This is a genomic window from Mesorhizobium australafricanum, from assembly GCF_033977265.1.
Taxonomy (GTDB): domain Bacteria; phylum Pseudomonadota; class Alphaproteobacteria; order Rhizobiales; family Rhizobiaceae; genus Mesorhizobium; species Mesorhizobium australafricanum.
Genome location: NZ_JAVIIT010000010.1, coordinates 163,221 through 176,783 on the forward strand (window position 1 = coordinate 163,221; position 13,563 = coordinate 176,783).

The following is a 13,563-nucleotide window of genomic DNA, read 5'->3' on the forward strand; positions in this document are numbered from 1 at the left end:
CACCCCTCAACCGTCTCGGCGCTGCGCGCCGATCCACCTTCTCCCACAAGGGGAGAAGGGGAAGGCCGGCGGAAATCAAGCCGCCTGGCAGGCTTCAAAACTCTTGCGCAACCGATCGGCGTCGAGATCGCGGCCGATGAAGACCAGCCGGCTTTCGTGCTTTTCACCATCCTTCCAGGCGCGCTGGTGGTCGCCTTCGAGGATCATGTGCACGCCCTGCAGGACATAGCGGTCGTCGTCGCCCTTGAGCGCGATGATGCCCTTTAGCCGCAGGATGTTCGGCCCTTCCATCTGGGTCACTTTCTCGATCCAGGGGAAGAACTTCTTCGGGTCCATCTCGCCGCCGCGCAGCGACACCGACTTCACCGTCACGTCGTGGATATCCGACGCATGGTCGTGGTGATGATGGTCATGCCCGTCATGATCGTGGTGGTCGTGATCATGATCATGATCATGCGCCTCGAGGAAATGCGGATCGTTCTCCAGCGCGCGCGACAGGTCGAAGGCACCGCGGTCGAGCACCTCGCCAAGCGCGACACCGGCGCGCTCCGTGCGATGGATTCTGGCCGCCGGGTTGATGGCGCGGATCGTCGCCTCGACCTTTTCCAGCTCTTCCGGGGTGACCAGATCGGTCTTGTTCAGCACCACGACGTCGGCAAAGGCGATCTGGTCCTCGGCTTCCTTGGAATCCTTGAGCCGCAGCGGCAGGTGCTTGGCGTCGACCAGCGCCACAACCGCGTCGAGCTTGGTCTTGGTGCGCACGTCGTCATCCATGAAGAAGGTCTGCGCCACCGGCACCGGATCGGCCAGCCCCGTCGTCTCGACGACGATGGCGTCGAAGCGGCCGGGCCGCCGCATCAGGCCTTCGACGACGCGGATGAGGTCGCCGCGCACCGTGCAGCACACGCAGCCATTGTTCATCTCGTAGATTTCCTCGTCGGATTCGACGATCAGGTCATTGTCGATGCCGATCTCGCCGAACTCGTTGACGATGACGGCGTAGCGCTTGCCGTGGTTCTCCGACAGGATGCGGTTGAGCAGCGTCGTCTTGCCCGCGCCGAGATAGCCGGTGAGAACGGTTACCGGGATTTGCGTCTGTGCATCGCTCATGACTTGCCTCGAAAATCTTGGCCTCGAAAATCTTGGATTGTCGGCCTCATATAGGATGGGTGCCACGCTTTTGCACGCGCCAAACCGATAGGCCAGGCGGACCCTCCGATCGGGGTGGCGCCAAGGACGGATTGGCGGCGCTCGAGGCAGGCCAAACGAAGCAGCCGCGCGGGCGCCGAATGGCCCTTGCCGGCGTCCATCGTGAATCTCGTCGGCACAAAAGTCGTTTGTCATCTAACTGAAATAAACATCTGGCATCACCTGCCCGGGCACCGCAATGCTTGCCGGCAAAGCGTTCCGCAAGCCGGATTCTTAGAGATCGTCATTTGCCAACCGTCGGACAGCCTTTAAGGTGCCCGCACCGGTTCGGCCGAAGAGGGAATGACCATGGCCAAGGCGGACAAGACAGCGACAATGAGCCGGCTGCATTCGGCGGCAAGGCTGGCGCGCACGGCGCTCGCGGCGCGGCTTCTGGCGCACGGCTTCTATGCCGGCCAGGACCAGATCATGCTGGCGCTCGACCGCGAGGACGGCCAGACCCCCGGCACCCTCGCCGGCCGGCTCGGCGTGCGTCCGCCGACCATCACCAAGACCATCAACCGGCTGCAGGCGCAGGGTTTCCTCGAAAAGCGCGCCTCCAACGCCGACGCTCGTCAGGCTCATATCTTCCTCACCGAGTCCGGTCGCGAAACCATCCGCGCCATTGAGAAGTCGGTCAAGAAGACCGAGAAGCAGGCGCTGAAGGGCCTCGACAAGAAGGATCAGAAAGCGCTGTTCAAGCTGCTTGCCCGCATCGAGGCCAACTTGTCGAACGAAGATCTGGTCCTGATCGACGACGATGCGGAGCTGGATGAAGCGTGAAGGCGCGACGCGCAGCGTCGTCGCTTCACTCACCCACGTCGACATTGTTCCGAAAGCGTGACGCGCAGCGTCATCGCTCATGCACCACCCAAGGATTTTAGCCGAAAAGGGCGACGATGCTGCGCATCGCGCTTGGCGCCATCACCGGCCGTCTCGCCCTTGAGCGACGACGCTACGCGTCGCGCCAACCAGCGCTGCCCAACGCCCCGGCGTCAGGCCGAACGCCTTCTTGAAATGGCGGTTGAAATGGCTCTGGTCGCTGAAGCCGGCGCCAGCGGCGATTTCCGCCAGCGACTCTCCCTCGGCAATCATGCGTCGTGCCCTTTGCAGCCGGCGCATCAACAGGAAGCGATGCGGGCTGGTCGAATAGGTCGCGCGAAAATGCCGCGACAGCGCGTAACGGTCGAGGCCGGTAACGGCCTCCAGCTCATCGGAGCGCACCGGCCGTTCGGCATTCTCCTCAAGATAGTCGCGGGCAAGCGCGGCGGCGCGCCATGCGGTCTTGCCTGTTGACTTTGCCGGCTGTCCGGCGTGGCGCTGAAGGTGTTGCGCCAGCTGCGCAACGAAATCAGCCACGAAAAGGTCACCGAGCTCCTCGTCCAGCGGCGCCAGCGCCGACAGCAGCGTGTCTCGCAGCGCCGGATCGTTGACCACGGCGTCACGGACGAAAGGCAGCGGCTCGCCATCGAGGCAGTCGAGCAGCAGGGACGGCTCCAGGTAAAGGATCCTGTAGCGCAGCCCGTCTTCGGTACCGGCGCCGCCATCGTGCAATTCGTCCGGATGCAGCACGATCGCCTGGCCGGGCAGGCTGTGTTGCAGCGCGCCGCGATAGTGAAAGCGCTGCACGCCGTCGAGCGTCACGCCGATGGCATAGGTGTCGTGCCGGTGCAGGTCGAAGGCATTGCCACGGAAGCGCGCCTCGATGCGCTCGAGGCCCAGGCCGCCCGGCGCCGAAACGATGCGGTCACCGGTAGCATCCGCGCACGAACGTTCAAGACCCTGTGCCACCTCACCGCCTAGACCCTGAGCCATCGCGTCCCGCCCGTCATGGGCCATCTCTCGGAGTCTCAATCTTGGTGTTCGATACGAAAATTGCAATTGTTCTGAGGGACGATCTTCCTGTGTGGCAGAAGCTCAACGTCACGGCGTTCCTGACCAGCGGTATCGTGGCACAGTTCCCCGAGATCATCGGCGACCCCTATCGCGACCGCGCCGGCAATCCTTACAACCCTATGTCCGTCCAGCCGATCATCGTATTGTCGGCTGATGGGGCGACGCTGAGCACGATCCATCGCCGGGCACTGGAGCGCGGCGTAACGACATCCGCCTATGTCGAGGAGATGTTCGCGACCGGCCATGATGCTGCCAATCGCGCCGTCTTCGCCGAATTCGCCCCCAACGATGCCAAGGTCGTCGGCATCGCTTTGCGCGGCGAAAAGAAGCTGGCCGACAAGATCACCAAGGGCGCCCGCATGCATGCCTGAAATGGGTGACATGCTCCTTCGCCCGAAGGGCCATTGCGGACGTTTGGGGTTGGCCTGAACGCCCATCACGTCGTCATTCTATGGCGGAGCAAGGAGCGAAGCGACGCGGCGCAGACCATAGAATCCATTCCGTGACTTCAAAGCGTTGCCACGATGCAGAATTCTGCTCCGCTTGCACTCCACGCGGAAGGTCACGGAATGGATCCTCGGGTCTTCGCTCCGCTTCGCGTCGCTCCGCCCGTGGATGACGACGTCCCGGAGGCTTCGGTCAATCCCTCCACGATCAGTCTGAACGCTATCACAACGAGGAACGCTCAGGCCAATCGCCATCGACTGTGCGTTCTAAGCCTGTCCGGCGCGCTTGTTGGGCCAGTCGCTTTTGGCTTGCCGGCCGGCGGCGATTGCCGCAAAAGGGTGGTGTCTACCTTTCCCCCGGCCCGACTTTGAACATTCCCAAAAACAACGACGACAGCGCAACGCCGCCCGTGGCGATGCTTTTGATGCTTTGCGTCTATGTCTGCTTCACCTTTCTCGACACCTCCAGCAAATATCTGGTGCTGGCCGGCGTTTCGGCGCTGATCGTCGCCTGGACCCGATTCACCGTCCACGTGCTGCTCGTCGGTCTCTTCCTGCGCGGCTGGCGCAAGCCGGCGCGTTTTCGCGCCAACAACCTGCCGGCGCATATCTTGCGCGGCTGCCTGCTTTTCGGCTCGACCATGTTCAACATCCTGGCGCTGAAGACGCTGCAACTGGCCGAAACCACCTCGATCTATTTCTTCGGCCCGATGGTCATCACCGCGCTTGCCGGCCCGCTGCTTGGTGAATGGGCCGGCTGGCGGCGCTGGCTGGCGATCCTCACCGGTTTTTTCGGCGTGCTTGTCATCACCCGGCCCGGTGTAGGCGTGTTCGGCGTCGGCCATCTCTTCGCGCTCGGCTCGATGCTGTCGAACAGCTTTTACGTCATCATGACCCGGCGCATGTCGGCGACGGAAACGTCCGAGAGCCTGATCCTGTTCTCGGCGCTGGCGCCGGCCGCGCTGCTGTTGCCCATGCTGCCCTTCTCGCATGCGCTGCCGCTGGACGGCTGGCATTGGTTCATTCTTTTGATGCTGGGGGTCTTTGGCGCCGGCGGTCACTACCTGCTGGTGCAGGCCTATCGCCTGGCCACCACCACGGCACTTGCGCCTTACCCCTATTCTCAAATGGTCTGGATGATCATTTCGGGCTGGCTGATCTTCCATCAGTTCCCGGACCGCTGGACGCTGTTGGGTGCGGCCATCATCGTTGCCAGCGGCCTTTACATCATCCACCGCGAGCACCGGCTGCGCCTGCGCAACCTTGCGACGGTGGATACCGAGGCCGAAACGCTGGCGAAAAAACTTTGAATTGCTCCTGATCGATGGCATAAGGCCGTTTTAAAAAATTTAAAGACCTGAATCCAAAGACCCTGGGGAGCGAAGGGCACTGGCACAGAAGATCAAGCTTTCGACGATCGCGGATGCGCTCGGCGTCTCCACGGCAACGGTATCGCTGGCGCTGCGCGACAGCCCGCTGGTGGCCGGCGCCACGCGCGAGCGCATCAAGGAACACGCCCGCGCCATCGGCTATATCTACAACCGTCGCGCCGCCTCGCTGCGCACCTCGCGCTCCGGCATCGTCGGCGTCGTCGTGCACGACATCATGAACCCGTTCTTCGCCGAAATCCTGCGCTCGATCGAAAGCGAGCTCGACCGCAGCCGTCAGACATTCATCCTGTCCAACCACTACGACCAGCTCGAAAAGCAGCGCACCTTCATCGACACGCTGCTGCAGCTCGGCGCCGACGGCGTCATCATGTCGCCCGCGATCGGCACGCCGGCCGAGGACATCATCATGGCCGAGGAAAACGGCTTGCCCGCCGTTCTGATCGCGCGCACCGTCGCCGGCGCCGACGTGCCGGTGTTTCGCGGCGACGATGCCTATGGCACGGCACTTGCCACCAATCATCTGATCTCGCTCGGCCACAAGCGCATCGCCATGGTCGGCGGCACCGATCAGACCTCGACAGGCCGCGACCGCTACCAGGGCTATGTCAACGCCATGGAGGCGGCCGGACTGGAAGTCAGGCCGTCCTGGCGCATTCCCGGGCCGCGCACCAAGCAGGCCGGTTTTGAGGCCGCGGGACAATTTTTGGCGCTGAAAGACAAGCCGACCGCCGCCTGCTGCTGGAATGATCTGGTCGCGATCGGGCTGATGAACGGCATCGCGCGCGCCGGCCTCATGCCAGGCGTCGATATTTCCGTGACCGGCTATGACGATCTCGAGGAGGCGGCAATCGCGACACCGGCCCTGACCACGGTCTGGAACGGCCAGCGTGAGGTTGGCCGCCGCGCCGCGAGCGCCTTGCTCGACAAATTGAACGGACAGGCGGTGCGGCCCTCGCAGGAACTGATCAAGCCGGAACTGCATGTGCGGCAGTCGACCGGCAAGCCGGTGGAGCGTGCATGACCAAGGCCGAAGGAACATCGCCGGTCGCCATCCTGGTGCCGGGCAATTTCAACGACCATGCCATCGGCCGCATCGACAAGGCGTTCAAGCGCGTTCGGATCGAACGCGCCGACCCTGGGCTGGTGACGGACGAAATGCGCAGGACCGTGCGCGGCATCGCCTGCTTCGGCGGCATCGACGCCGCCATGATCGACGCGTTGCCCAACCTCGAGATCATCGCCAATTTCGGCGTCGGCTATGATTCGGTCGATGCCAATCATGCCGCGAAGCGCGGCGTCATGGTCACCAACACGCCCGATGTGCTGACCGAGGAGGTTGCCGACACCACGATCGGCCTGCTGATCAACACCGTGCGCGACATGTACGCCGCCGAGAAATGGCTGCGCGACGGCGACTGGGTGAAGAAGGGCAATTATCGCCTGAGCCGGCTTACCTTGCGCGGCCGCCGCATCGGCATTTTCGGCATGGGCCGCATCGGCCTTGCCGTCGCCCGTCGCCTTGAAGCCTTCGGCCTGCCGATCGCCTATCACAACCGCCGCAAGGTCGAAGGCCCGGCTTACGAATATCACGCCACTTTGAAAGGCCTTGCCGAAGCCGTCGACACGCTGATCTGCATTGCCCCGGGCGGTGCTGCCACGGAAAAAGCGATCAATGCCGAGATCCTGTCGGCGCTGGGTTCGAACGGCGTCTTGGTCAACATCGGTCGCGGCAGCACGGTGGACGAGGCAGCGCTTGCCGCGGCTCTCAAGAACGGCACCATCGCCGCAGCGGGGCTCGACGTCTTTGCCGACGAGCCGAACGTGCCGCAGGCCCTGCTCGACGCGCCCAACACCTCGCTGCTGCCGCATATCGGCTCGGCCTCGGACCATACCCGTCGCGCCATGGCCGATCTCTGCGTTGACAATCTCGTCGCCTGGTTCACCGAGCGCCGGCCGCTGACCCCCGTGCCGGAGACGATCAACGTCAAGGCGCGCGGTTAATGCATGTCGCCCAGAAGTGTGCAGCGGTTCTGGGACAACGACATGTATCAAACAACGACTTAAAGCGCGTCGCCTGAACCCGGTTCAGCGCGACGCGCTTTAGGCGTGTTCGCCACATTTGTTAATGCATTGATAGCGCATTAACTGCTGCTTAACCATTTGAAATCATTTTCCATACTTGGCTGAGTATGGAGAAGCGGCGTGAAGCTGGTTGCAGGGTTGGTTGCGTCGGTCGCGTTGTTCGGGGGCGCGCATTTCCTGGATGGCAGCGACGGCCAAGGCATGGCTGTCGAGACCGCCGCCGCAACCACCTACCGATTGACTGCCAATGGCGACGAAGCGGCCTGCGCTGTCCAGCGGGGAGCCTCGGTCTCGGACGGTCTGTCGCGGCTCGATGTTGCTCCGGATTGCCGCAGGCTGATGCCCGGCATCGAGCGCGTGAAATTCTGGCGCGAGCAGGCGGACGGCTCGGTCGCTTTCAGTGAGAACGGCGTCGATCCGATCGTCGCCTTCGGCGTTGCCGATGGCGATGGTTATGAATCCTATGCGCCGGCCGCGCCGCTGTTGGCTCTCAACAACGACGAATAACGGCCGAACTTCCCGGCAGCTCTATTCCGCCGCCGCGCGGGCGCCAGTCTTCGCCGCCGCATGCAGGCGCACGGCATCGCCGAAGGCGCGGAAGATCTTGGCGGAATTGCTGTCCGACTTCACCCAATATTCGGGGTGCCATTGCACGCCGACCGCGAAGGCGCGGGCGTCCTTGACCGAGACCGCCTCGACAGTGCCGTCGGTAGCCAAAGCTTCGACCTGGAGCTTGGAACCCAACCGGTCGATCCCCTGGCGATGCAGGGAATTCACCTTGATTTCACCGGCGCCGAACACGCCGGCAAGACAGCTTCCCGGCTTGATCGAGATCGTCTGGTGGATGCCGAAGCGCTCGTCCTGATTGTCGCTCACCGGCGCGCGATGGTCGAGCGAGCCTTCGCGCTCCTGGATTTCGGTGCCCAGCGTGCCGCCGAGCGCAACGTTCAGTTCCTGGATGCCGCGGCAGATGGCAAGCAGCGGCACGCCGCGCTCGATCGCCTTGCGGATCAGCGGCAGCGTGGTGGCGTCGCGCGCCGGATCGTAGGGACCGTTGGCCTCGCTCGGATCGCCGCCATAGAGCGAAGGATGCACATTGGACTTCGAGCCGGTGACCATGACGCCGTCGACCGACGACAGCAATTCGTCGAGGTCGAGCCGATCTCCGAAGGACGGCACCAGCAGCGGAAACACACCGGCGCCCGCGACCGCCGCTTCCAGATATTGCTGCGGTGCTGCGTGCCAGGTGTAGTTGTCGAACTGGCGGACGTCGGTCGAGACTGCGACAAGCGGCTGCTGCATTTTGGGTCTGGGGTCCTTCGAGAGCTAAGGAGTTAATCTGCCTACAAAATAGGCGATCTGAAGGCAGTTTGCCATGGCAAGTTTCGTGGCCTCGCATGGGCCAGGGCGAATGGCGTTAGACTATAGTTGCACGTTGCCCGCGATGCTGGACTCGACATCTTGCCCGTGTATTGTTTCGCGCAACCGACCAAGGCAGCGAGGATTGCCGATAGGCCGGTCAGCTGATCCGCAAGGGAGGAAACTGCATGGATCGTCGTTCATTCATCCGCAAGGCCGGTGCGTCCGGCGTCGGTGCTGCGGCAGCGGCCGCAGCACTTGCCACGCCGGCCATTGCCCAGTCCAACCCGAAAGTGACCTGGCGGCTTGCGTCGTCCTTCCCGAAATCGCTCGACACGATCTATGGCGGCGCCGAAGTCTTTTCCAAGATGCTGTCGGAGGCAACCGACGGCAATTTCCAGGTCCAGGTCTTCGCCTCGGGTGAACTGGTGCCTGGCCTGCAGGCGGCGGATGCCACCACGGCCGGCACCGTCGAGGCCTGCCATACGGTGGCATACTATTACTGGGGCAAGGACCCCACCTGGGCACTGGGCGCAGCCGTGCCCTTCTCGCTCAATGCGCGCGGCATGAATGCCTGGCACTATCATGGCGGCGGCATCGATCTCTTCAACGAGTTCCTTGCCACGCAAGGACTGTTCGGCCTGCCGGGCGGCAACACCGGCGTTCAGATGGGCGGCTGGTTCCGCAAGCAGATCAACACCGTCGCGGATCTTTCCGGCCTCAAGATGCGCATCGGCGGTTTTGCCGGCAAAGTGGTGCAGAAGCTGGGCGTCGTGCCGCAGCAGATCGCCGGCGGCGACATCTACCCGGCGCTGGAAAAGGGCACCATCGATGCCGCCGAATGGGTCGGCCCCTATGACGACGAGAAGCTCGGCTTCTACAAGGTGGCGCCCTACTACTACTATCCCGGCTGGTGGGAAGGCGGCCCCACCGTCCACCTGCTGTTCAACAAGGCCAAGTACGAAGAGCTTTCGCCGGCCTACAAGTCGCTGGTGCACACCGCGGCCCAGGCTGCCGACGCCAACATGCTGCAGAAATACGACTATCTCAACCCGGCCGCCGTGAAACGGCTGGTGTCGAGCGGCGCCAAGCTGGCGCCGTTCAGCCAGGAGATCATGGCCGCCTGCTTCGAGAAGGCCAACGAGGTCTACGCCGAGATGGAATCCTCGAACGCGCCGTTCAAGAAGATCTGGGAATCGATCAAGGGCTTCCGTAAGGAGCACTACCTGTGGGCCCAGGTCGCCGAATACAATTACGACACCTTCATGATGGTGCAGCAGCGCAACGGCAAGCTGTAGGCCGCGAACAGTCCCTTCTCCCCGTCACTATACGGGGAGAAGGTGCCCGAAGGGCGGATGAGGGGCGGCGCCAGCTTCGGCAATTGGATCGCCTTGGGCTTAAGTGCAGGGCCGAAGCACCAACCTCATGCCTTACCCGTCCGGCGCTGGCGCTGCCCCTCATCTGCCTGCCCGTCCTCCGCAGCAGCTGCGCTGCAGCTGCGGAGGGTGGACCGGCATCCTCTCCCCGTATAGAGACGCAGAGAGGGGCGCTGTCCCGGCGGTTTCGTCAATCGCCAGCCGTTGCAAGGCTGCACTTCAGCCTCGGCCAGGCACCACCAGCACCTTGACCTCGCCCGGCGCTGGCGGGTTGGCGATCACGTCCGGCGCCTCTTCAAGGCTGACCTGCCGCGAAATCAGCCGGTCGATCTCGATGGCGCCTGAGGCAATGAGCTGCGCCGCGCGTCCATGCGTGAACGGGTTGAGGAAGGAACCGAGCACCTTCAATTCCCTGAACAGGAGGTCGAACGGCTCGATCTCCACCTTCATGCCTTGCGGCACGACGCCGACGATCACGACCGTGCCGCCGGCCCTCGCCATCCGCATCGACTGCTCGACCGTGTCGCGCACGCCGGCGCATTCCAGCACCACGTCGACACCGCCGGGCGCCAGGCCGGACGAACCTGCGATGGCATCAACAGGATCACCGGCGCTTGGATCGACCGTTGCGGTCGCGCCGAGCTCTTCGGCAAGGGCGCGGCGCGAGGCCTGCCTGGTCGACAGGATGATGGTCGCCGCACCCGCAAGCTTGGCCAGTTGCACGACGAGCAGGCCGATGACGCCGCCGCCAAGCACGACGACCGACGCGCCGGGCCGGATCGCGGCCAGGTCGACGCCGTGCAGGCAGCAGGCCAGCGGCTCGCAGAAGGCGCCATGCGTCGGCTTGAGGCTTGCCGGCAGCCGGAAAGCCTGCTTCTGCGGCATCAGCACATAGTCGGCAAAACCGCCGTCGCGGTGGATGCCGATGGCCCTGAGATTGCTGCAGAGATTGACGCGGCCGGCATGGCAGTGGGCGCAGCGCCCGCAGGCGATGTTGGGATCGCCGGTGACCCGGTCGCCGACGGCAATGCCGGATACGGCACTGCCGACGGCTTCGACAATGCCGGAGAATTCATGGCCGAGCGTTACCGGCGGCGTGCAGGGAAACTCGCCATGGAAAAGGTGCCGGTCGGTGCCGCAGACGCCGCAGGCCTCGATGCGCACGAGAATGTCCTCGGGCCCGGGAACGGGCCTGGGAACCTCACGCAGCCCGATGCTGCCCACTTTGTCCAGCCGCACGGCTCGCATGGTAATCACCTCAGAGCAATTTCAGGAAAAGTGTGAAGCGGTTAGGCTCGGCGACTTCGCCGTAGCCTTCCGTCCGAAATTGCGTCAAAACAAAGAGATAGGGCATTTCGCCGTTTCTGTGAAACGGTGAATTGCCCTAGTTGAATTTGGGCGGCTGCGAGAGATCGGGCGCCGGCGCCGCCGGCTTGGCCGGCGCGTCGCCGAAGTTCGGCGGCTGCGACAGGTCTGGCGTGCCGGATGTCGCCGGCGCGCCGCCATTTGCCGGCTCAGCGCCATTGCCCGCCGGCGGCGTGCCGAGCGGCGACAGCGACGGCATGTCCGGCAACTTGATGTCGATGCTGCTGGGCTCGACTGCGGCGCCCTTGTAGCGCATCACCATTTGCGGGAAGGCGATGGTCAGCCCGATCATGATCACCTGGATGAAGACGAACGGCACCGCGCCCCAATAGATCTGCCCGGTGGTGACCGGCGCGATCTTCTTGCCGGTAATACGGTCGAGATAGGGCACGCGGGCCGCGACCGAGCGCAGGTAGAACAGCGCGAAGCCGAAGGGCGGATGCATGAAGCTGGTCTGCATGTTGACGCCGAGCAGCACGCCGAACCAGATCAGGTCGATGCCGAGCTTGTCGGCGGCCGGTGCGAGCAGCGGCACGATGATGAAGGCGAGCTCGAAGAAATCGAGGAAGAAGGCGAGCACGAAGACCAGGATGTTGACGCCGATCAGGAAACCGACCTCGCCGCCGGGCAGCGAGGTCAACAGATGCTCGACCCAGATATGGCCGTTGACGCCATAGAAAGTGAGCGAGAAGACGCGCGCGCCGATCAGGATGAAGAGCACAAAGGAAGACAGGCGCGTCGTCGAGGTCAGCGCCTGCTTGATCACATCCAGCGACAACCGACCCTTCGCCGCCGCCATGATCAAAGCGCCGACAGAGCCCATGGCGCCGCCCTCCGTCGGGGTCGCGATGCCGAGGAAGATGGTGCCGAGCACCAGGAAGATCAGCGCCAGCGGCGGGATCAGCACGATCACCACCTGCTGCGCCAGCCTCGACATCAGTTTGATGTTCAGTCGCTTGTCGGCGATGGCGACGATGTAGATGACGATGACGCCGACGGCGGCGCCGAGGATGTCGGCATTGTCGCCATGGGCTGGCACGAGGTAACGGTAGGCGCCGTAGGAGACCGCGCCCGCGACCAGCAGCGCCACGATCAGCGAGATCACGCCGTGACCGAGCGTGCGGGCTTCGAGTGGCAATGCCGGCATTGCGTTCGGCCGGACGATCGACGCGATCAGGATATAGAGCATGTAGATGCCGGTCAGAACGAGGCCCGGAATCAATGCGCCGGCGTACATGTCGCCGACTGAACGTCCGAGCTGGTCGGCGAGCACGATCAGCACCAGCGAGGGCGGGATGATCTGGGCGAGGGTGCCGGAGGCGGCAATGACACCCGACGCCACGCGACGGTCATAGCCGTAGCGCAGCATGATAGGCAGCGAGATCAGCCCCATGGCAATGACCGACGCCGCCACCACGCCGGTCGTGGCGGCAAGCAGCGCGCCGACGAAGATCACCGCATAGGCAAGCCCGCCGCGGATCGGGCCGAAAAGCTGCCCGACCGTGTCGAGCAGGTCCTCGGCCATGCCGGACCGTTCCAGCACGATGCCCATGAAGGTGAAGAAGGGGATCGCCAGGAGCGTGTCGTTGGACATCACCCTGGTGCCGTAGAAATTGTCGGGCAATGCATGCAGCAGCGGCCAGGCAAGGTTGATCGAGCCGCCGGAATAGGGCGAGACCAGCACGCCGATGAAGAAGAACAGCAGGCCGTTGGCGGCGAGCGAGAAGGCGACGGGGTAGCCGATCAACAGGAAGATGATCAGCGAGGCGAACATGATCGGCGCCATGTTCTGCGCGATGAATTCGATCACGGGCGCACCTCGCCAGCGATCGCCTTGGCCTCTTCGACCAGCGCTTTGGCCTCCAGTTCGGCCTGCTCATGCGCCGACACGAAGGGATTGGGATCGTCCATGTCGCCGCGCATGATGGCGATCTTCTTGATGATTTCGGAAACCCCTTGCAGGGCGAGCAGGAAGAAGCCGACGAGCAGGATGGCCTTGGCCGGCCAGACGATCAGGCCGCCGGCATTGGTCGACATCTCGCCGCTGTGGAAGGACAGTGACACGTAAGGCACGAAATAGATCACCATCAGCACGACGAACGGCATCAGGAAAAGCAGATGGCCGAGCAGGTCGATCCGGTGCTGCGCACGGCGCGAAAACATGCCGTACACGATGTCGATGCGAATATGGTCGTTCTGCTTCAGCGTGTAGGCGGAGGCCAGCATGAAGGCGGCGCCGAACAGGTACCACTGCAGTTCCAGCCAGGCATTGGAGGAGATGTCGAACACCTTTCGGATGACGGCATTGCCAGCGCTCACCAGGATCGCAAGCAGGATCAGCCACGAGACCCAGCGGCCGATGAACTCATTGATGCGGTCGATTGTCCTGGAAAGAGCGAGAAGCCCTGCCATGCATTCCTCCCTGATGCTAGACGGCGCGCCCGATTCCCCCTCCGGTGT

At 63.6% G+C, this 13,563-nt stretch carries 13 protein-coding genes; 7 read left to right on the forward strand and 6 right to left on the reverse strand.

Features of this window, described 5'->3' with window-relative positions:
- Positions 1 to 75: 75 nt before the first annotated feature.
- Positions 76 to 1,110 carry a CobW family GTP-binding protein gene (locus tag RFM98_RS20425; protein WP_320310560.1) on the reverse strand — a complete coding sequence of 345 codons (1,035 nt, stop codon included), beginning with the start codon at positions 1,108 to 1,110 and terminating at the stop codon, positions 76 to 78.
- A gap of 387 nt (positions 1,111 to 1,497) precedes the next feature.
- Between RFM98_RS20425 and RFM98_RS20430 the strand changes: the two genes are divergently transcribed.
- Positions 1,498 to 1,971, forward strand: coding sequence for a MarR family winged helix-turn-helix transcriptional regulator (locus RFM98_RS20430; protein ID WP_320212986.1), 474 nt, complete (start codon positions 1,498 to 1,500; stop codon positions 1,969 to 1,971).
- Between the two features lie 141 nt (positions 1,972 to 2,112).
- Here the strand turns inward: RFM98_RS20430 and RFM98_RS20435 are convergent, their stop codons facing one another.
- Complete coding sequence (locus RFM98_RS20435; RefSeq protein WP_320310561.1) at positions 2,113 to 3,003, reverse strand: AraC family transcriptional regulator; 891 nt, start codon at positions 3,001 to 3,003, stop codon at positions 2,113 to 2,115.
- Between the two features lie 44 nt (positions 3,004 to 3,047).
- Here RFM98_RS20435 and RFM98_RS20440 point away from each other — a divergent pair, with 44 nt between their 5' ends.
- The 5 genes from RFM98_RS20440 to RFM98_RS20460 all read left to right on the forward strand — a co-directional run bounded on the left by RFM98_RS20440 (position 3,048) and on the right by RFM98_RS20460 (position 7,510).
- A complete protein-coding gene (locus RFM98_RS20440) occupies positions 3,048 to 3,455 on the forward strand; it encodes a DUF2000 family protein (RefSeq protein WP_320310562.1) in 408 nt (135 codons plus the stop codon).
- 500 nt (positions 3,456 to 3,955) lie between these two features.
- The gene (locus tag RFM98_RS20445; protein ID WP_320310600.1) at positions 3,956 to 4,840 is read left to right on the forward strand and encodes a DMT family transporter; all 885 of its coding nucleotides are present in this window, start codon (positions 3,956 to 3,958) and stop codon (positions 4,838 to 4,840) included.
- Positions 4,841 to 4,919: 79 nt separating this feature from the next.
- Positions 4,920 to 5,942, forward strand: a complete 1,023-nt coding sequence (locus tag RFM98_RS20450) for a LacI family DNA-binding transcriptional regulator (RefSeq protein WP_320213101.1) — start codon at positions 4,920 to 4,922, stop codon at positions 5,940 to 5,942.
- Positions 5,939 to 6,922, forward strand: a complete 984-nt coding sequence (locus RFM98_RS20455) for a 2-hydroxyacid dehydrogenase (protein ID WP_320310563.1) — start codon at positions 5,939 to 5,941, stop codon at positions 6,920 to 6,922. The genes RFM98_RS20450 and RFM98_RS20455 overlap by 4 nt, the downstream gene beginning before the upstream one ends.
- 201 nt (positions 6,923 to 7,123) lie before the next feature.
- Positions 7,124 to 7,510: a hypothetical protein gene (locus tag RFM98_RS20460; protein WP_320310564.1), complete on the forward strand. Its 387-nt coding sequence runs from the start codon at positions 7,124 to 7,126 to the stop codon at positions 7,508 to 7,510.
- Positions 7,511 to 7,531: 21 nt separating this feature from the next.
- Here RFM98_RS20460 and RFM98_RS20465 read toward each other — a convergent pair whose 3' ends face one another.
- Complete coding sequence (locus RFM98_RS20465) at positions 7,532 to 8,305, reverse strand: gamma-glutamyl-gamma-aminobutyrate hydrolase family protein (RefSeq protein ID WP_320310565.1); 774 nt, start codon at positions 8,303 to 8,305, stop codon at positions 7,532 to 7,534.
- A 245-nt stretch (positions 8,306 to 8,550) separates the two neighbouring features.
- Here RFM98_RS20465 and RFM98_RS20470 point away from each other — a divergent pair, with 245 nt between their 5' ends.
- A complete protein-coding gene (locus RFM98_RS20470; protein ID WP_320212992.1) occupies positions 8,551 to 9,660 on the forward strand; it encodes a TRAP transporter substrate-binding protein in 1,110 nt (369 codons plus the stop codon).
- Positions 9,661 to 9,957: 297 nt separating this feature from the next.
- Here RFM98_RS20470 and RFM98_RS20475 read toward each other — a convergent pair whose 3' ends face one another.
- The 3 genes from RFM98_RS20475 to RFM98_RS20485 all read right to left on the reverse strand — a co-directional run bounded on the left by RFM98_RS20475 (position 9,958) and on the right by RFM98_RS20485 (position 13,515).
- Positions 9,958 to 10,986, reverse strand: coding sequence for a zinc-dependent alcohol dehydrogenase family protein (locus RFM98_RS20475; protein ID WP_320310566.1), 1,029 nt, complete (start codon positions 10,984 to 10,986; stop codon positions 9,958 to 9,960).
- Positions 10,987 to 11,122: 136 nt separating this feature from the next.
- Positions 11,123 to 12,910 carry a TRAP transporter large permease gene (locus RFM98_RS20480; protein ID WP_320310601.1) on the reverse strand — a complete coding sequence of 596 codons (1,788 nt, stop codon included), beginning with the start codon at positions 12,908 to 12,910 and terminating at the stop codon, positions 11,123 to 11,125.
- On the reverse strand, positions 12,910 to 13,515 hold the full coding sequence (locus RFM98_RS20485) for a TRAP transporter small permease subunit (protein WP_320212994.1): 606 nt from the start codon (positions 13,513 to 13,515) through the stop codon (positions 12,910 to 12,912). The genes RFM98_RS20480 and RFM98_RS20485 overlap by 1 nt, the downstream gene beginning before the upstream one ends.
- Between the last annotated feature and the right edge of the window lie 48 nt (positions 13,516 to 13,563).

Coding starts and splice junctions, on each gene's coding strand:
- RFM98_RS20425 (WP_320310560.1), bottom strand. CDS start 1,110: ATGAGCGATGCACAGACGCAAATCCCGGTAACCGTTCTCACCGGCTAT.
- RFM98_RS20430 (WP_320212986.1), top strand. CDS start 1,498: ATGGCCAAGGCGGACAAGACAGCGACAATGAGCCGGCTGCATTCGGCG.
- RFM98_RS20435 (WP_320310561.1), bottom strand. CDS start 3,003: ATGGCTCAGGGTCTAGGCGGTGAGGTGGCACAGGGTCTTGAACGTTCG.
- RFM98_RS20445 (WP_320310600.1), top strand. CDS start 3,956: ATGCTTTGCGTCTATGTCTGCTTCACCTTTCTCGACACCTCCAGCAAA.
- RFM98_RS20455 (WP_320310563.1), top strand. CDS start 5,939: ATGACCAAGGCCGAAGGAACATCGCCGGTCGCCATCCTGGTGCCGGGC.
- RFM98_RS20465 (WP_320310565.1), bottom strand. CDS start 8,305: ATGCAGCAGCCGCTTGTCGCAGTCTCGACCGACGTCCGCCAGTTCGAC.
- RFM98_RS20470 (WP_320212992.1), top strand. CDS start 8,551: ATGGATCGTCGTTCATTCATCCGCAAGGCCGGTGCGTCCGGCGTCGGT.
- RFM98_RS20475 (WP_320310566.1), bottom strand. CDS start 10,986: ATGCGAGCCGTGCGGCTGGACAAAGTGGGCAGCATCGGGCTGCGTGAG.
- RFM98_RS20485 (WP_320212994.1), bottom strand. CDS start 13,515: ATGGCAGGGCTTCTCGCTCTTTCCAGGACAATCGACCGCATCAATGAG.